General features: G+C 58.5%; 11 protein-coding genes. 7 read left to right on the top strand and 4 right to left on the bottom strand.

The genetic code is table 11. The features are described from left to right. Positions 1 to 28: 28 nt before the first annotated feature. Together lptG and lptF are read right to left on the bottom strand one after the other, a co-directional pair. The gene (lptG, locus tag ACMWKK_RS11535; RefSeq protein WP_045329715.1) at positions 29 to 1111 is read right to left on the bottom strand and encodes an LPS export ABC transporter permease LptG; all 1083 of its coding nucleotides are present in this window, start codon (positions 1109 to 1111) and stop codon (positions 29 to 31) included. After that, positions 1111 to 2211, bottom strand: a complete 1101-nt coding sequence (lptF, locus tag ACMWKK_RS11530; RefSeq protein WP_024906345.1) for an LPS export ABC transporter permease LptF — start codon at positions 2209 to 2211, stop codon at positions 1111 to 1113. Before lptF ends, lptG begins: the two co-directional genes overlap by 1 nt. Positions 2212 to 2477: 266 nt before the next feature. On the opposite strand from lptF, the gene pepA reads away from it, so the two are divergent. From pepA to ahr, 5 genes are all read left to right on the top strand, one after another. Next, the gene (gene pepA, locus ACMWKK_RS11525; RefSeq protein WP_406542798.1) at positions 2478 to 3989 is read left to right on the top strand and encodes a leucyl aminopeptidase; all 1512 of its coding nucleotides are present in this window, start codon (positions 2478 to 2480) and stop codon (positions 3987 to 3989) included. Between the two features lie 119 nt (positions 3990 to 4108). Next, positions 4109 to 4552 (top strand): DNA polymerase III subunit chi, encoded by a 444-nt coding sequence (gene holC / locus ACMWKK_RS11520; protein ID WP_008502815.1) that lies wholly within the window; start codon positions 4109 to 4111, stop codon positions 4550 to 4552. Beyond that, positions 4552 to 7407 (top strand): valine--tRNA ligase, encoded by a 2856-nt coding sequence (locus tag ACMWKK_RS11515; RefSeq protein WP_112780501.1) that lies wholly within the window; start codon positions 4552 to 4554, stop codon positions 7405 to 7407. Before holC ends, ACMWKK_RS11515 begins: the two co-directional genes overlap by 1 nt. Before the next feature lie 122 nt (positions 7408 to 7529). Continuing rightward, the gene (locus tag ACMWKK_RS11510) at positions 7530 to 8033 is read left to right on the top strand and encodes a GNAT family N-acetyltransferase (RefSeq protein ID WP_112780502.1); all 504 of its coding nucleotides are present in this window, start codon (positions 7530 to 7532) and stop codon (positions 8031 to 8033) included. Between the two features lie 83 nt (positions 8034 to 8116). Then, positions 8117 to 9136 (top strand): NADPH-dependent aldehyde reductase Ahr, encoded by a 1020-nt coding sequence (gene ahr, locus ACMWKK_RS11505; protein ID WP_045329708.1) that lies wholly within the window; start codon positions 8117 to 8119, stop codon positions 9134 to 9136. A gap of 43 nt (positions 9137 to 9179) precedes the next feature. On the opposite strand, the gene ACMWKK_RS11500 is transcribed toward ahr, so the two are convergent. Next, on the bottom strand, positions 9180 to 10820 hold the full coding sequence (locus tag ACMWKK_RS11500; protein WP_045329707.1) for a dihydroxyacetone kinase subunit DhaK: 1641 nt from the start codon (positions 10818 to 10820) through the stop codon (positions 9180 to 9182). A gap of 137 nt (positions 10821 to 10957) precedes the next feature. Here ACMWKK_RS11500 and ACMWKK_RS11495 point away from each other — a divergent pair, with 137 nt between their 5' ends. After that, positions 10958 to 12460 (top strand): helicase HerA-like C-terminal domain-containing protein, encoded by a 1503-nt coding sequence (locus ACMWKK_RS11495; protein WP_112780503.1) that lies wholly within the window; start codon positions 10958 to 10960, stop codon positions 12458 to 12460. Here the strand turns inward: ACMWKK_RS11495 and ACMWKK_RS11490 are convergent. Continuing rightward, positions 12440 to 13381, bottom strand: coding sequence for a TIGR01212 family radical SAM protein (locus tag ACMWKK_RS11490; RefSeq protein ID WP_112780504.1), 942 nt, complete (start codon positions 13379 to 13381; stop codon positions 12440 to 12442). The two genes, ACMWKK_RS11495 and ACMWKK_RS11490, sit on opposite strands and share 21 nt — an antisense overlap. Before the next feature lie 686 nt (positions 13382 to 14067). Between ACMWKK_RS11490 and gltB the strand changes: the two genes are divergently transcribed. Beyond that, entirely contained in the window at positions 14068 to 18528 is a 4461-nt protein-coding gene (gene gltB, locus ACMWKK_RS11485) for a glutamate synthase large subunit (RefSeq protein WP_406542797.1), read from the top strand. The last annotated feature ends 4 nt before the right edge of the window (positions 18529 to 18532 follow it).

Genomic DNA, 18532 nt, shown 5'->3' with positions numbered 1-18532 from the left:
CGGCGAACCGGAAGCGAGGAGAGGTCAATCAGGAGCGCTTCAGCAGCAGCCAGAGGCTGATCAGGAGGAAGCTGGCGCTTGGCAGCAGCGCGCCAATCATCGGCGGAATGCCATAAACCAGCGTCAGTGGACCGAAGATCTGGTCGAGCACGTAGAACACGAAGCCGAAGCTGATGCCGGTCACGACGCGCACGCCCATCGGCACGCTGCGCAGCGGGCCGAAGATAAACGACAGCGCCATCAGCATCATTACCGCCACGGACATCGGCTGGAAGATTTTGCTCCACATATTGAGCTGATAACGCCCCGCATCCTGTCCGCTCGACTTCAGGTATTTCACATAGTTGTGTAACCCGCTGATGGAAAGCGCGTCAGGATCCAGCGCCACAACGCCGAGCTTATCGGGGGTCAGGTTGGTCTTCCACGTACCGGTTACCGTCTGGGAACCGGCGATCTGTTTCGGATCGGTCAGGTCAGATTCATCCACCTGGGACAGCCGCCACTGCTTATGCTCGGCGTCAAACTTCGCCGACGAGGCGTGGCGTACGGACTGCAGGCGACGCTGGTCATCGAAAGCGTAAATGCTCACGCCACCCAGCTCATCATTCCCCTTAACCCGTTCGATGTAGACGAAGTTTTTACCGTCTTTCGCCCATAAACCTTGCTGAGTCGAGAGCAGCGAACCGCCGTACATGGCCTGAGCACGGTAGTTACGCGCCATCTGTTCACCCTGTGGCGCAACCCACTCGCCAATCGCCATGGTCAACAGCACCAGGGGGATCGCGGTTTTCATTACCGACAGCGCCACCTGCATGCGGGTAAAGCCTGAGGCCTGCATAACGACCAGCTCGCTGCGCTGCGCCAGCATTCCCAGCCCCAGCAGCGCGCCCAGCAGGGCCGCCATCGGGAAGAAGATCTGCACATCTTTCGGCACGCTGAGCAGGGTATACATCCCCGCGCCCAGCGCGTCATAGCTCCCCTGCCCGGCTTTTTTCAGCTGATCGACAAATTTGATAATGCCGGAGAGCGACACCAGCATGAACAACGTCATCATGATGGTGGTAAAAATGGTTTTACCGATATAGCGATCGAGAACGCCAAACGCCTGCATTAGATGGCTCCTTTACGCGAGAATCGGGCACGTATGCGGCGCACAGGCACCGTATCCCACAGGTTTAATCCCAGCGCCAGTAAGATGTACAGGCTGTTGACGAACCATGTCCAGACCATCGGGTCCAGCTTGCCCTTCGCGCCGTTAGAACGAATCGAGGTTTGCAGCAGGAAATAGATCAGATAAAGCAGCATCGCCGGCAGCATAGAGAGCACGCGTCCCTGGCGCGGGTTTACCACGCTCAGCGGGACGACAATCAGCGCCATCATAAACACGGTGAAGACAAGCGTTATGCGCCAGTGGAACTCAGCGCGCGCTCTGTCTGTATCGGTATTCCACAGGGTACGCATGTCCATTTGCTCGGTATCCGTGGGATCGAGCGCCACCGCCTGGTGGCCGATAATGGCCTGATAGTTCTGGAAATCCGTGATACGGAAGTCGCGCAGCATCGCGGTGCCTTCGAACCGGGTGCCTTTGTTCAGCGTCACGATCTGAGAACCATCTTTGCGCTGAGCAAGCTGACCGGAGTCTGCAACCACCACCGAAGGACGCGCGTTACCTTTCGGACGCAGCTGCGCCAGGAATACGTCGTTGAATTTACTGCCGTCAACGCTCTCGATAAACAGCACGGAGTTGCCGTCGGTCGCCTGCTGGAACTGCCCCTGGGCTAGCGCCGCCATGCCGGGGTTGGCTTTCGCTTCGGCCAGCACTTCGTCCTGATGACGGGAAGACATAGGGCCCGCCCACATCACATTGACCGCCGCAACGATACCCGTGAACAGCGCCAGTATCATGGCCGCTTTCACCAGGACGGCTTTGCTCAGGCCGCAGGCATGCATCACCGTGATTTCACTCTCGGTGTAAAGTTTCCCAAGCGTCATGAGCAGGCCAAGGAAAAGACTTAGCGGCAGGATGAGCTGCGCCATTTCCGGGATCCCTAAACCAAGCAGGGAAAGCACCAGATTTGTTGGAATTTCGCCGTCAACGGCCGCACCGAGGATCTTAACCAGCTTCTGACAGAAAAAAATCAGCAGCAGGATGAAGAGGATCGCCAGTTGGCTTTTGAGCGTCTCCCGCACCAGATATCTTATGATTATCACTTTAAATACGCCCGTAAAAACCCGTCTCTTTGCAGGAATTTCGCTTGTTTCATGGCTTAAACGTCATTTATTCTCTTGAGTCGTCGAAATCATCGCTAAGATTAAAACATCCAGCGGATTCACGCTTCAGGACTTTTTCTGACGTGTCGAAACCGTAGTAACGTAAGATTAACACGAAGTCACCACAACAGCGGACATGAGTTACGAAAGGTTTCAATTCTATCCGTAGCAGCCGCCGTTGTCTTTAAGATTCAGGAGCGTAGTGCATGGAGTTCAGTGTAAAAAGTGGTAGCCCGGAGAAACAGCGGAGTGCCTGCATCGTTGTGGGCGTCTTTGAACCACGCCGACTCTCCCCGATCGCCGAACAACTCGATAAAATCAGTGACGGCTATATTAGCGCCCTGCTGCGCCGCGGCGAACTGGAAGGCAAACCTGGGCAGACGCTGTTACTGCACCATGTTCCGAACGTACTGTCAGAGCGTATTCTGCTGGTTGGCTGCGGCAAAGAACGCGAGCTGGATGAACGTCAGTATAAGCAGGTGATTCAGAAAACAATCAATACCCTGAATGATACCGGCTCAATGGAAGCCGTCTGCTTCCTGACCGAGCTGCACGTCAAAGGGCGCAACACATACTGGAAAGTGCGTCAGGCGGTCGAAACCGCAAAAGAGAGCCTGTACAGCTTCGATCAGCTGAAAACCAACAAAAGCGAGCCGCGTCGTCCGCTGCGCAAAATGGTCTTTAACGTGCCAACCCGTCGCGAGCTGACCAGCGGCGAACGCGCCATCCAGCACGGTCTGGCAATCGCTGCCGGTATTAAAGCGGCGAAAGATCTCGGCAACATGCCGCCTAACATCTGTAACGCGGCGTACCTGGCCTCTCAGGCGCGCCAGCTGGCCGACGCCTACAGCAAAAACGTCATTACCCGCGTCATCGGCGAACAGCAGATGAAAGAGCTGGGCATGCACTCTTACCTGGCGGTCGGTAACGGCTCGCAGAATGAATCCCTGATGTCGGTCATTGAGTACAAAGGCAATCCGTCCGAAGACGCGCGCCCTGTCGTGCTCGTCGGTAAAGGCCTGACCTTCGACTCCGGCGGTATCTCCATCAAGCCAGCCGAAGGCATGGACGAGATGAAATACGACATGTGCGGTGCGGCGGCGGTTTACGGCGTCATGCGCATGGTTGCGGAACTTCAGCTGCCCATCAACGTGATTGGCGTCCTGGCGGGCTGCGAAAACATGCCTGGCGGCCGCGCCTATCGTCCGGGTGACGTCCTGACCACCATGTCCGGCCAGACCGTTGAAGTGCTGAACACCGACGCCGAAGGCCGTCTAGTGCTGTGTGACGTGCTGACCTACGTCGAGCGCTTCGAGCCTGAAGCGGTGATTGACGTCGCGACCCTCACCGGTGCCTGCGTGATTGCGCTGGGCCACCACATCACCGGCCTGATGTCGAACCACAACCCGCTGGCGCACGAGCTGATTGGTGCCTCAGAGCAGGCTGGCGACCGCGCGTGGCGCCTGCCGCTGGGTGACGAGTACCAGGATCAGCTGGAGTCTAACTTTGCGGATATGGCGAACATTGGCGGACGTCCTGGCGGTGCAATTACCGCAGGCTGCTTCCTGGCGCGCTTCACCCGCAAGTACAACTGGGCGCACCTGGATATCGCGGGCACCGCATGGCGCTCCGGTAAGGCCAAAGGCGCAACCGGGCGTCCAGTGGCGCTGCTGTCGCAGTTCCTGCTGAACCGTGCGGGTTTTAACGGCGACGAGTAATGTAAAACGCCGGGTGGCGGCTTCGCCTTACCCGGCCTACCATGCCACTCAACCGTAGGCCGGGTAAGCGTAGCGCCACCCGGCTTTGCATTTGAATCCGAATACAAGAAGCCCCATATATGAAGAATGCAACGTTCTACCTTCTGGACAACGACACCCATCAGGATGGCCTCAGCGCCGTTGAACAACTGGTGTGTGAAATTGCCGCAGAACGTTGGCGCGCGGGCAAGCGCGTTCTGATTGCCTGCGAAGATGAACAGCAGGCCATTCGCCTGGATGAAGCGCTGTGGGCGCGCCCGCCGGAGAGTTTTGTGCCGCATAACCTGTCGGGCGAAGGCCCGCGCGGTGGCGCACCGGTTGAAATTGCCTGGCCGCAAAAGCGCAACAGCAGCGCGCGCGATATTCTGATTAGCCTGCGGATAGATTTTGCAGATTTTGCCACCGCTTTCACAGAAGTGGTAGACTTTGTCCCCTACGAAGAATCTTTGAAACAACTGGCGCGCGAACGCTATAAAGCGTACCGCCTGGCTGGTTTTAACCTGAATACGGCAACCTGGAAATAATGGAAAAGACATATAACCCACGCGATATCGAACAGCCGCTTTACGAGCACTGGGAACAGCAGGGCTATTTCAAGCCTAACGGCGACGAAAGCAAAGAGTCCTTCTGCATCATGATCCCGCCGCCGAACGTCACCGGCAGTTTGCATATGGGTCATGCTTTCCAGCAGACCATCATGGACACCATGATCCGCTACCAGCGCATGCAGGGTAAAAACACCCTGTGGCAGGCGGGGACGGACCACGCGGGTATCGCAACCCAGATGGTGGTTGAGCGTAAGATTGCCGCTGAAGAAGGTAAAACCCGCCACGACTATGGTCGCGACGCGTTCATCGACAAAATCTGGCAGTGGAAAGCGGAATCCGGCGGCACCATTACCCGTCAGATGCGCCGCCTCGGCAACTCCGTGGACTGGGAGCGCGAGCGCTTCACCATGGACGAAGGCCTGTCCAATGCCGTAAAAGAAGTTTTCGTCCGCCTGTACAAAGAAGACCTGATTTACCGTGGCAAACGCCTGGTCAACTGGGATCCAAAACTGCGCACCGCCATCTCTGACCTGGAAGTGGAAAACCGCGAGTCTAAAGGCTCCATGTGGCACATCCGCTATCCGCTGGCCGACGGCGCAAAAACCGCAGACGGTAAAGATTATCTGGTGGTCGCGACCACCCGTCCGGAAACCCTGCTGGGCGATACCGGCGTGGCCGTTAACCCGGAAGATCCGCGCTATAAAGATCTGATCGGCAAATTCGTGGTGCTGCCGCTGGTAAACCGCCGTATTCCGATTGTGGGCGACGAACACGCCGACATGGAAAAAGGCACCGGCTGCGTGAAAATCACCCCGGCGCACGACTTCAACGACTATGAAGTGGGTCGTCGTCACGCCCTGCCGATGATCAACATTCTGACCTTCGACGGCGATATCCGCGAAAGCGCAGAAGTGTACGACACCAAAGGCAACGAATCCGACGTTTACTCCAGCGACATCCCGGCGGAGTTCCAGAAGCTGGAACGTTTTGCGGCGCGTAAAGCCATCGTGGCTGCCGTTGACGCCCTCGGCCTGCTGGAAGAGATTAAACCTCACGATCTGACCGTGCCGTACGGCGACCGCGGTGGCGTAGTGATCGAGCCAATGCTGACCGACCAGTGGTACGTCCGTGCCGACGTGCTGGCAAAACCGGCGGTGGAAGCCGTTGAAAACGGCAGCATTCAGTTCGTGCCGAAGCAGTACGAAAACATGTATTTCTCCTGGATGCGCGATATTCAGGACTGGTGTATCTCCCGCCAGCTGTGGTGGGGCCACCGTATCCCGGCCTGGTACGACAACGAAGGCAACGTTTATGTTGGCCGCAGCGAAGACGAAGTGCGTCAGGAAAACAACCTGAGCGCGGACGTTGCGCTGCGTCAGGATGAAGACGTCCTGGACACCTGGTTCTCCTCCGCGCTGTGGACCTTCTCCACCCTCGGCTGGCCTGAGAACACCGACGCGCTGCGTCAGTTCCACCCGACCAGCGTGATGGTGTCCGGTTTCGACATCATCTTCTTCTGGATCGCCCGCATGATCATGATGACCATGCACTTCATCAAAGACGAAGACGGCAAGCCGCAGGTTCCATTCCATACCGTCTACATGACCGGTCTGATCCGCGACGATGAAGGCCAGAAGATGTCCAAATCCAAGGGTAACGTTATCGACCCGCTGGACATGGTTGACGGTATCTCGCTGGAAGAGCTGCTGGAAAAACGTACCGGCAACATGATGCAGCCGCAGCTGGCTGAAAAAATCCGCAAGCGCACCGAGAAGCAGTTCCCGAACGGGATCGAGTCTCACGGTACCGACGCCCTGCGCTTCACCCTGGCGGCGCTGGCCTCCACCGGCCGCGACATCAACTGGGACATGAAGCGTCTGGAAGGTTACCGTAACTTCTGTAACAAGCTGTGGAACGCCAGCCGCTTCGTGCTGATGAACACCGAAGATCAGGATTGCGGCTTCAGCGGCGGTGAAATGACCCTGTCTCTGGCAGACCGCTGGATCCTGGCGGAATTCAACCAGACGGTGAAAGCGTTCCGCGAGGCGCTGGACAGCTACCGCTTCGATATCGCGGCGGGCATCCTGTATGAATTCACCTGGAACCAGTTCTGCGACTGGTATCTGGAGCTGGCGAAGCCGGTGATGAACGGCGGTACTGAGGCAGAGCTGCGCGGCACGCGCAACACGCTGATTACCGTGCTGGAAGGCCTGCTGCGCCTGGCGCATCCGGTCATTCCATTCATCACCGAAACCATCTGGCAGCGCGTGAAGGTGATTGCCGGCATCAACGCCGACACCATCATGCTCCAGCCGTTCCCGGAATTCGATGCGGCGAAAGTGGATGAAGCAGCGTCAGCGGATACCGAGTGGCTGAAGCAGGCGATCGTGGCGGTACGTAACATCCGTGCTGAAATGAACATCGCCCCTGGCAAACCGCTGGAGCTGCTGCTGCGCGGCTGCAGCGAAGCGGCCGTTCGTCGCGTCACCGAGAACAACACCTTCCTCAAGACCATGGCGCGTCTGGAAAGCATCACCGTGCTGCCTGCGGATGACAAAGGTCCGGTTTCCGTGACCAAAATCATCGACGGTGCCGAGCTGCTGATCCCGATGGCGGGCCTGATCGACAAAGACGCCGAGCTGGCGCGTCTGGCGAAAGAAGTGGCGAAAGTCGACGTGGAAATTGGCAAAATCGAAAGCAAGCTGGCGAACGAAGGCTTTGTTGCCCGCGCGCCGGAAGCGGTCATTGCCAAAGAGCGTGAGCGTCTGGTTGCCTTCGCCGATGCGAAGACCAGGCTGATTGAGCAGCAGGCGGTTATCGCTGCCCTGTAATGCTTTACCCCTTACGCTTCAGGGCGTAAGGGGTACCCTTCCTGAAAACTCCTCGCTTGCACTCCCCTTTCTGCGGTGCTATTAACAGCAGTTATGTGTCAATTTTTGTAATGAGTAATGCTATGAGCGTGATTACCCCCGTCGCGACGACGATGCGCCGAATCGTTGAGCAGGATAACCCGGCTATCGCCGCCGTTATTCGCACCGTTTCTGCCGAATATGGCCTGACGGCTGACAAAGGCTACACGGTCGCTGACCCGAACCTGGACGCGCTTTTCCAGCTCTACAGCCAGCCAGGGCATGCCTACTGGGTCATCGAGCAGAATGGCCAGGTGGTCGGCGGTGGCGGCGTGGCGCCCCTCAGCTGCAGCGAGCCGGATATCTGCGAACTGCAGAAAATGTATTTCCTGCCAGCGGCGCGCGGGCAAGGACTGGCGAAAAAGCTGGCGCTGATCGCACTGGACCACGCGCGCAAGCAGGGTTTTACCCGCTGCTACCTTGAAACAACCGCCTTCCTCAAAGAGGCCATTGGCCTGTATGAACATCTGGGCTTTGAGCACATTGACGCGCCGCTGGGCTGTACCGGCCACGTTGACTGCGAAGTCAGAATGCTGAAAAGTCTGTAACTTTCGTTCCTGCCCTCTTCTGTTAAGCGACCGTAAACTGAATGCTCTACACTCTCAGTTCACACCATAACGGGGGAAACACGATGTCGAAGATAAAAAGCTACGCCGCACCGCAGGCGGGTGCAGAACTTGAGCTATACGAGTACGATGCGGGCGAACTAAAAGCAGAAGACGTCGAAGTGCAGGTGGATTACTGCGGGATCTGCCACTCGGATCTCTCAATGATCGACAACGAATGGGGCTTCTCCAGCTATCCGCTGGTTGCCGGACACGAGGTCATCGGTCGCGTCGTTGCGCTCGGTAGCGCCGCGCAGGACAAAGGGCTGAAGATCGGCCAGCGCGTGGGCATTGGCTGGACGGCACGCAGCTGCGGTCATTGTGACGCCTGCATCAGCGGTAATCAGATCAACTGCCTCGAAGGCGCCGTTCCCACCATTCTGAATAAAGGCGGTTTCGCCGATAAACTGCGCGCCGACTGGCAATGGGTCATCCCGCTGCCGGACAGCATTGATATCGAATCCGCCGGTCCACTGCTGTGCGGCGGTATCACCGTCTTCAAACCGCTGCTGATGCACCACGTCACCGCCACCAGCCGCGTAGGCGTCATCGGTATTGGCGGTCTGGGCCACATCGCCATCAAGCTGCTTCACGCGATGGGCTGTGAGGTCACGGCGTTCAGCTCGAACCCGGCGAAAGAACAAGAAGTGCTGGCGATGGGTGCAGACAAGGTGGTGAACAGCCGCGATCCGGACGCCCTGAACGCGCTGGCCGGGCAGTTTGACCTGATCATCAACACCGTGAACGTGGATCTCAACTGGCAGCCGTACTTTGAAGCGCTGGCCTACGGCGGTAACTTCCACACCGTCGGTGCGGTGATGAAGCCGCTGCCGGTTCCGGCGTTTACCCTGATCGGCGGGGATCGCAGCGTGTCGGGCTCCGCGACCGGTACGCCGTACGAGTTGCGCAAGCTGATGAAATTCGCCGGACGCACCAAAGTGGCGCCGACCACCGAACTGTATCCGATGTCGAAAATCAACGAAGCAATCCAGCACGTGCGCGACGGCAAAGCCCGCTACCGCGTGGTGTTGAAAGCGGATTTTTGATGTGACAGTGCCGGGTGGCGGCTTCGCCTTACCCGGCCTACTTTCACTGCTTCGCCAATACGTTAAATACTTCCGCTACCGCGACCGCTCCCGGATCCATCACCCCATCCAGGTTTTCTTTATTCACATACGACGAACGCCCTGCCCCCGCTTTTTCCATCTTCGCCGTCGCGTCAGCACCTGCCTGCGCCGCCTTTGCCACCGCCTTAAGATCGCCTTTTCGCAGCGCCTCCAGCGCCGGCTGCAGCGCGTCGATCAGCGTGCGATCGCCGAGATCCGCGCCGCCATACTGCTTCATCTGCGCCAGCCCGCTGAGCAAGGCCTCGGGTAGCGGCTGACCATCGTGAAGCTTTTGCCCGGCCGCGGTGAAGAAGATCGACATCAGCACCCCGCTCGACCCGCCCATCACCGTCGCCAGCCGCTCGCCCACCAGCAGCAGAAGCTTAGAGACATCATCAAGCGGGAGCCCGTTCTCTTCCAGACGCTGCGCAATATCCCGCGCGCCTTGCGCAAACGTCGAGCCGGTATCGCCATCGCCCACTTTGGCATCCAGCGCGTTCAGTCGATTTTCCAGCTGGATCAGCGTGTTGGTCACCGAGGAGACATATTCCCTTACCCGCTGATTGTTCGACGGGGTATATTCCACGCGATCGTGAATGGCGCTATGCGCCACGGTGCGCAGCGGCGCAAACGCGACGGGCTTCTGCCAGCCCAGCGTCTCGACCTCAGCGTGAATCGCCTTTTCAAAGAAATCGTTGAGCTTCAGCAGCGTGAGCGAAAAGCCCTTCATATCCAGCGCGCTCACCAGCGGCGCAGGGCCAATCAGGTAAGCGATATTCGCTTTCAGCGCCGAGTGCGCCAGCTCTTTGGTCAACAGCGCCATCTCCAGCGCCGATACGCCGCCGAGATTGTTAATCAACACCGCAAAACGCCCCTCTCCCGCCTGCGCGCGTAACGGCGTCACCAGCGTGTCGATAATGGCTTTGCTGTTCTGCGTATCCACGACGGATGCCCCCGGCTCGCCGTGAATGCCCAGCCCCAGCTCGACATGACCTTGCCTGATACGCCCCTCTTCATCATCGCTGCCCGGCAGGTTGCACGTTTGCATCGCCACGCCCAGGCTCCAGAGGCTGTCGCAGGCCTGTTGCGCAATATCCCGCACTTCACTCAACGATTTTCCCTGCTCCGCCGCATAGCCCGCGATCTTGTGCACCAGTGCCGTACCGGCAATGCCGCGCGGCTGTTTGTTATCCGGCAGGGCGATATCGTCCGCCACAATCACCATCTCCACCTTCAGACCGTAGCGTTTGGCCTTTTCAGCCGCCAGGCCGAAGTTCAGGCGGTCGCCGGTGTAGTTTTTGACGATCAGCAGACAGCCGCGATCGCCCGTGACCGCGACGATGGCGTTCAGCACCGCATCCACGCTCGGCGAGGCAAACAGATCGCCACACACTGCCGCCGTCAGCATCCCTTTGCCGACAAACCCGGCGTGTGCGGGCTCGTGACCGGAGCCGCCGCCGGAGATCACCGCCACGCGGCTTTTGTCCCAGTCACCGCGTGCGACGATCCTGATGGCCGGATCGATATCAAGCTTGACGAGATTGGCGTGCGGCGCAGAAAGGAGTATGCCTTCAATGGCATCGTTGACCAGCTGTTTGCGGTCGTTAAAGAAGAATCTGGACATAGTTTCCCACTATTTTGTGAACCGTATGCAAAAGCATAGTCCGCGCTGGATAATGCGCCGCAAAGTCAGGAATTTACTCAACCAATTTGCCATCAGGTTGCCTATACTCCACCCAGGACTAAGAGAGGAAGCGCATCATGAGTACACCACTGTTAATTGCCCGGACGCTGGAAAAAGAGCTGTATCTACTGCCCGGGATGGCGAACCGCCACGGCCTGATCACCGGCGCGACCGGGACGGGGAAAACCGTCACCCTGCAAAAGCTGGCGGAGTCGCTTTCGGAGATCGGCGTGCCGGTCTTTATGGCTGACGTAAAAGGCGATTTAACCGGTGTGGCTCAGGAGGGGACGGCCTCTGAAAAACTGCTCGAACGGCTGAAGAATATCGGCATCACGGACTGGACGCCGCACGGTAACCCGGTCGTGGTGTGGGACATCTTCGGTGAAAAAGGCCATCCGGTGCGCGCCACCGTTTCCGATCTCGGCCCGCTGCTGCTGGCCCGTCTGCTTAACCTCAACGACGTGCAGTCCGGGGTGCTGAATATTATCTTCCGCATTGCCGATGACCAGGGGCTGCTGCTGCTTGATTTCAAAGATCTGCGCGCCATTACGCAGTACATCGGCGATAACGCTAAATCCTTCCAGAACCAGTACGGCAATATCAGCAGCGCCTCGGTGGGCGCCATTCAGCGTGGGTTATTGACCCTGGAGCAGCAAGGGGCCGAGCACTTCTTCGGCGAGCCGATGCTGGATATCAAAGACTGGATGCGCACCGACAGCAGCGGCAAAGGCATTATCAACATTCTGAGTGCGGAAAAGCTCTACCAGATGCCGAAACTCTACGCCGCCAGCCTGCTGTGGATGCTCTCCGAGCTCTACGAACAGCTACCCGAAGCAGGCGATCTGGAAAAACCGAAGCTGGTATTCTTCTTTGACGAAGCGCACCTGCTGTTTAACGATGCGCCGCAGGTCCTGCTGGATAAGATTGAACAGGTCATCCGCCTGATCCGCTCCAAAGGGGTCGGCGTCTGGTTTGTCTCGCAAAACCCGTCGGATATCCCTGACAACGTGCTCGGCCAGCTCGGCAACCGCGTGCAGCATGCCCTGCGCGCCTTTACGCCGAAAGATCAGAAGGCGGTAAAAGCCGCCGCGCAAACCATGCGCGCCAATCCTGCCTTTGACACCGAAGCGGCGATTCAGGCGTTAGGCACCGGTGAAGCGCTGATCTCGTTCCTTGATGCGAAGGGCAGCCCGTCCGTGGTGGAACGCGCCATGGTGATCGCGCCCAGCTCGCGGATGGGGCCGGTGACCGACGATGAGCGCAACGGCCTGATTAACCACTCTCCGGTTTACGGCAAGTACGAAGACGAGGTGGACCGCGAGTCGGCGTTCGAGATCCTGCAAAAAGGGGTCCAGGCGACAACAGAATCCCAGGATGCACCTGCCGCTAAAGGGCAGTCTGTCGCGGTGGATGACGGCATTCTGGGCGGGCTCAGAGACATTCTGTTCGGCAGCACCGGTCCGCGCGGCGGCAAGCGCGATGGCGTGGTGCAGACCATGGCCAAAAGCGCTGCGCGACAGGTCACCAATCAGATCGTGCGCGGTATGCTGGGAAGTCTGTTAGGCGGTCGCCGCCGCTAAACGAGGAACCCACGGGCGGCCCAGCGCCGAACCCTGAACGCCGTTCTCCTGCAGATAGCGGTCGATTTCCACCATCCCCGTCCAGCGGTTCTCACACCACAGCGGTGCCAGAAGCGTTGGACGGCGTGCACTTGCCGAGATGCGGTGGTAAACCACTTCCGGCGGCGTGTGGCGAATCATCTCCCCTGCCGTGGCCGTATAGTCTTCAAGTTCGATACCGCCTAAACGCCCGGCCTCCCAGGCTTTCGCCATGATGCTGCCCTTCACGATGTGCAGCGGGTGAAGCTTGATGCCGTCCACGCCGGTTTCAACTACCCTTTCCAGCGTTTCCAGACCATGCTGTTGGCCTTCCCCGGGCAGACCGACAATCAGATGGGAACAGACCTTCAGCCCGCGCTCGCGGGCCAGCCGCGTCGTGCGCTGGTAGCAGGCAAAATCATGGCCGCGGTTGATGCGGTGCAGGGTTTTGTCATGCGCGGTCTGCAGGCCCAGCTCCAGCCAGATCTCGTAGCCCTGCTCCTTATACTCGCTGAGCAGGTCCAGCACCACGTCCGGCACGCAGTCCGGGCGCGTGCCCACGCACAGCCCGACAATATTGGCCTGGCTGACCGCCTGCTGGTACATGGAGCGCAGCACCTGCACTTCCGCCCAGGTGCTGGTGTAGGCCTGAAAATAGGCCAGATACTGCTTCGCGCGGTTCACCAGGCTGGCCTGGTGGGCGAGCTGCTCTGCAATCGAGTTGTGCTGCTGGGCTTCGTCGGCAAAGGAGGCGACGTTACAGAAGGTGCAGCCGCCGCGCCCGATGGTACCGTCGCGATTCGGGCAGCTAAAACCGCCGTGAAGCGTCAGCTTGTGAACCTTTTGCCCGTACCGCTGCAAAAGATCCCCACCAAACATATTGACTAATTTCTGTAACTGCATAATCTGATAGACCGTCCCGAAGAAAGGGGACAAGCCTGCCACTTTTAGCCTCTGTCGGCGATGACCTGGATCAATCGCCCTGGACGGCCTTTATCTATATGAATAAATACTCAGGATTACTGCAATTTCATTCACGCCGTGCGTGATTACTTTTCCTTATGTTCTGATTGTTTTTTTATTTATAGCGCCACCGCCGAAAAACAGTGGGTTTATGCGGGTTTGCAGTCAATGCCAGATTATTATTCTGCTCTAAAAAGGCTATTCAGCACGCTACATTGATAATACCGCTTTCATATAGTGAGTCAGATCACACTCCCCGGTGCGCTTCACGGCCTTTCAATCAATGTAAAACTAGTTAAATACCTTTTATATACAATTAGATAAGCCTGCTTTAGCACATTTTTGTATAAATAAGATTGCCATTTGACCTGTGTACCAATTCCCGATAAGTTGGAAATCCGCTGGAAGCTTTCTGGATGAGCGGCCTGCTCATCATATTTATGCAGTAATTGAGATTCCCTCTGAAGCAAGTCCTCAAACTTGTTTACCTGCGCGAAAGGATGAAAAAGAGGGCGAATGCGAGGTCCGCGTATGAAACGCAAACCCCGTCGCCATGCTCTTTCTGCGCCTGTGCGCCACGGTAAAGTTCAGAGAGAAGCCCGACGAGCCTGGGGAGGTTCACTGATATGTTGTACGATAAATCCCTTGAGAAGGATAACTGTGGTTTCGGCCTGATCGCCCACATAGAAGGCGAACCTAGCCACAAGGTAGTGCGTACTGCTATTCACGCACTGGCCCGAATGCAGCACCGTGGCGCTATTCTTGCCGATGGTAAAACCGGCGACGGTTGCGGCCTGCTGCTGCAAAAACCGGATCGTTTCTTCCGCATCGTGGCGGAAGAGCGCGGCTGGCGTTTAGCCAAAAACTACGCTGTCGGCATGCTGTTCCTGAACCAGGATCCTGAAAAGGCTGCCGCCTCACGCCGCATCGTCGAAGAAGAACTTCAGCGTGAGACCCTGTCGATTGTCGGCTGGCGCAATGTGCCAACCAACGAAGGGGTGCTTGGTGAAATCGCCCTCTCCTCGCTGCCTCGTATTGAACAGATTTTCGTTAATGCGCCTGCGGGCTGGCGTCCGCGTGATATGGAACGCCGCCTGTTTATTGCCCGCCGCCGCATTGAAAAACGCCTCCAGGACGATAAAGAGTTCTATGTCTGTAGCCTCTCTAACCTGGTGAACATCTATAAAGGTCTGTGTATGCCGGCTGACCTGCCGCGCTTCTACCTGGACCTGGCGGACCTGCGTCTGGAATCGGCCATTTGCCTGTTCCACCAGCGCTTTTCCACCAACACCGTGCCGCGCTGGCCGCTGGCGCAGCCGTTCCGCTACCTGGCGCACAACGGCGAGATCAACACCATTACCGGTAACCGCCAGTGGGCCCGCGCCCGTACCTATAAGTTCCAGACGCCGCTGATCCCTGACCTGCACGATGCCGCGCCGTTCGTCAACGAAACCGGCTCGGACTCCAGCTCCATGGACAACATGCTGGAACTGCTGCTGGCAGGCGGGATGGACATCGTGCGCGCCATGCGTCTACTGGTTCCACCGGCATGGCAGAACAACCCGGATATGGATCCTGAGCTGCGCGCGTTCTTCGACTTTAACTCCATGCACATGGAGCCGTGGGACGGCCCGGCGGGCATCGTCATGTCCGACGGCCGTTTTGCCGCCTGTAACCTGGACCGTAACGGCCTGCGTCCGGCGCGCTACGTCATCACCAAAGACAAGCTCATCACCTGCGCCTCTGAAGTCGGCATCTGGGATTACCAGCCTGATGAAGTGGTCGAAAAAGGCCGCGTAGGGCCGGGCGAGCTGATGGTTATCGACACCCGCGTTGGGCGCATCCTCCACTCTGCCGAAACCGACCACGACCTGAAGAGCCGCCATCCGTACAAAGAGTGGATGGAGAAAAACGTCCGTCGTCTGGTGCCGTTTGAAGATCTGTCGGACGAAGAGGTGGGCAGCCGCGAGCTGGACGACGATACCCTCGCCAGCTACCAGAAACAGTTTAACTACAGCGCGGAAGAGCTGGACTCCGTCATCCGCGTGCTCGGTGAGAACGGCCAGGAAGCGGTCGGCTCGATGGGGGACGATACCCCGTTTGCCGTGCTCTCCAGCCAGCCGCGCATCATTTACGATTACTTCCGCCAGCAGTTTGCGCAGGTCACCAACCCGCCAATCGATCCGCTGCGTGAAGCGCACGTGATGTCGCTCGCCACCAGCATCGGTCGCGAGATGAACGTCTTCTGCGAGGCCGAAGGCCAGGCGCACCGTCTGACCTTTAAGTCGCCGATCCTGCTGTACTCCGACTTCAAACAGCTCACCACCATGAAAGAGGAGCACTACCGCGCCGACACGCTCGATATTACCTTCGACGTGAACGACGCGAGCCTCGAAGAGACGGTGAATGCGCTGTGCGACAAAGCCGAACAGATGGTGCGTAACGGTACCGTTCTGCTGGTGCTGTCCGACCGCAACATCGCGAAAAACCGTCTGCCGGTACCGGCCCCGATGGCGGTAGGTGCTATCCAGACGCGTCTGGTGGACAAGAGCCTGCGCTGCGACGCCAACATCATTGTGGAAACCGCCAGCGCCCGCGACCCGCACCACTTTGCCGTGCTGTTAGGCTTTGGCGCGACGGCAATCTACCCGTACCTTGCCTACGAAACGCTGGCCCGTCTGGTAGACACCCGCGCGATCGATAAAGATTACCGCGCGGTGATGCTGAACTACCGCAACGGCATAAACAAAGGTCTGTACAAGATCATGTCCAAAATGGGCATCTCGACCATTGCCTCTTACCGCTGCTCGAAGCTGTTTGAAGCGGTCGGCCTGCATGACGAGGTCGCCAATCTCTGCTTCCAGGGCGTGGTCAGCCGCATCGGCGGCGCAGGTTTTGCTGACTTCCAGCAGGATCTGGTGAACCTCTCCAAACGTGCCTGGCTGGCACGTAAGCCGCTGGATCAGGGCGGGCTGCTGAAGTACGTTCACGGCGGCGAATACCACGCCTACAACCCGGACGTGGTGCGCACGCTGCAGCAGGCGGTTCAGAGCGGCGAATACAGCGATTATCACCAGTACGCTGAGCTGGTGAACAACCGTCCGGCGGCAACGCTACGCGACCTCATTGCCCTGAACCCGGGTGATGAAGCGGTCAGCATTGACGACGTTGAGCCTGCGTCAGAACTGTTCAAACGCTTCGATACCGCGGCGATGTCCATCGGCGCGCTGAGCCCGGAAGCCCACGAAGCGCTGGCGGAAGCCATGAACAGTATCGGCGGCAACTCGAACTCCGGCGAAGGCGGTGAAGATCCGGCGCGTTACGGCACGAATAAAGTGTCTCGTATCAAGCAGGTGGCATCCGGTCGCTTTGGCGTGACGCCAGCGTACCTGGTCAACGCCGACGTGATTCAGATTAAAGTCGCTCAGGGTGCAAAACCGGGCGAAGGCGGTCAGCTGCCGGGGGATAAAGTTACCCCGTACATCGCCAAACTGCGCTACTCGGTACCGGGCGTGACGCTGATCTCCCCGCCGCCGCACCACGATATCTACTCTATCGAGGACCTGGCGCAGCTGATTTTTGACCTGAAGCAGGTCAACCCGAAGGCGATGATCTCCGTGAAGCTGGTGTCCGAACCGGGCGTTGGCACCATCGCCACCGGCGTGGCGAAAGCCTATGCGGACCTCATTACCATTGCCGGCTATGACGGCGGTACCGGCGCCAGCCCGCTCTCTTCCGTGAAGTACGCGGGCTGCCCGTGGGAGCTTGGCCTGGTGGAAACCCAGCAGGCGCTGGTGGCTAACGGTCTGCGTCACAAGATCCGCCTGCAGGTGGACGGCGGCCTGAAAACCGGCCTCGACATCATTAAGGCAGCTATTCTGGGCGCGGAAAGCTTCGGCTTCGGTACCGGCCCAATGGTTGCGCTCGGCTGTAAATACCTGCGTATTTGCCACCTGAACAACTGCGCAACGGGCGTTGCGACCCAGGACGAGAAGCTGCGTAAGAACCACTATCACGGTCTGCCGTTCAAGGTAACCAACTACTTTGACTTCATCGCCCGCGAAACCCGCGAGCTGATGGCGCAGCTGGGCGTGAAGCGTCTGGTGGATCTGATTGGCCGTACCGACCTGCTGAAAGAGCTGGAAGGCTTCACGGCGAAGCAGCAGAAGCTGGAACTGTCTAAGCTGCTGGAAACCGCGCAGCCGCATCCTGGCAAAGCGGTTTACTGCACCGAGAATAACCCGCCGTTCGATAACGGCGTGCTGAACGCACAGCTGCTGCAGCAGGCGAAGCCGTACGTGGACGAGAAGCAGAGCAAAACGTTCTGGTTTGATATCCGCAACACCGACCGCTCCGTGGGTGCCTCCCTCTCCGGTTATATCGCACAGACGCACGGTGACCAGGGGCTGGCGGCGGATCCGATTACAGCCCACTTCAGCGGTACCGCGGGTCAGAGCTTCGGCGTGTGGAACGCGGGCGGCGTTGAGCTTATCCTTACCGGCGATGCCAACGACTACGTCGGCAAAGGCATGGCGGGCGGTCTGCTGGCGGTACGTCCTCCGGTCGGCTCCACCTTCCGCAGCCACGAAGCGAGCATCATCGGTAACACCTGCCTTTACGGCGCGACCGGCGGTCGCCTGTTCGCCGCTGGCCGTGCGGGCGAGCGTTTTGCGGTGCGTAACTCCGGTGCCATCACCGTGGTGGAAGGCATCGGCGATAACGGCTGTGAGTACATGACGGGCGGGATTGTGTGCGTTCTGGGTAAAACCGGCGTGAACTTCGGCGCAGGCATGACGGGCGGTTTCGCCTACGTCCTGGATGAAGACGGTGAGTTCCGCAAACGCGTGAACCCGGAGCTGGTGGAAGTGCTGGACGTTGATACGCTGGCTATCCATGAAGAACACCTGCGCGGTTTGATTACCGAACACGTGCAGCATACCGGTTCTTCGCGCGGCGAAGAGATCCTGGCGAACTGGCCGGCGTTCTCTGCGAAATTCGCGCTGGTTAAGCCGAAGTCCAGCGATGTTAAAGCCCTGTTGGGTCACCGTAGTCGTAGCGCAGCAGAGCTGCGCGTGCAGGCGCAGTAAGGAA

The sequence above is a fragment of the Enterobacter sp. 01-M-03-SI-ECC genome, assembly GCF_047530215.1.
Lineage (GTDB): Bacteria > Pseudomonadota > Gammaproteobacteria > Enterobacterales > Enterobacteriaceae > Enterobacter > Enterobacter chengduensis.
Note: the sequence above shows the minus strand (reverse complement) of the source record. Positions and strands in the feature narration are given on the sequence as shown.

Excerpts from the sequence above, each read along its gene's own strand:
- ACMWKK_RS11490 (WP_112780504.1), bottom strand. The coding sequence starts at position 13,381 with ATGCAGTTACAGAAATTAGTCAATATGTTTGGTGGGGATCTTTTGCAG.
- gltB (WP_406542797.1), top strand. The coding sequence starts at position 14,068 with ATGTTGTACGATAAATCCCTTGAGAAGGATAACTGTGGTTTCGGCCTG.
- ACMWKK_RS11515 (WP_112780501.1), top strand. The coding sequence starts at position 4,552 with ATGGAAAAGACATATAACCCACGCGATATCGAACAGCCGCTTTACGAG.
- holC (WP_008502815.1), top strand. The coding sequence starts at position 4,109 with ATGAAGAATGCAACGTTCTACCTTCTGGACAACGACACCCATCAGGAT.
- ACMWKK_RS11510 (WP_112780502.1), top strand. The coding sequence starts at position 7,530 with ATGAGCGTGATTACCCCCGTCGCGACGACGATGCGCCGAATCGTTGAG.
- ACMWKK_RS11495 (WP_112780503.1), top strand. The coding sequence starts at position 10,958 with ATGAGTACACCACTGTTAATTGCCCGGACGCTGGAAAAAGAGCTGTAT.
- ACMWKK_RS11500 (WP_045329707.1), bottom strand. The coding sequence starts at position 10,820 with ATGTCCAGATTCTTCTTTAACGACCGCAAACAGCTGGTCAACGATGCC.
- ahr (WP_045329708.1), top strand. The coding sequence starts at position 8,117 with ATGTCGAAGATAAAAAGCTACGCCGCACCGCAGGCGGGTGCAGAACTT.
- pepA (WP_406542798.1), top strand. The coding sequence starts at position 2,478 with ATGGAGTTCAGTGTAAAAAGTGGTAGCCCGGAGAAACAGCGGAGTGCC.
- lptG (WP_045329715.1), bottom strand. The coding sequence starts at position 1,111 with ATGCAGGCGTTTGGCGTTCTCGATCGCTATATCGGTAAAACCATTTTT.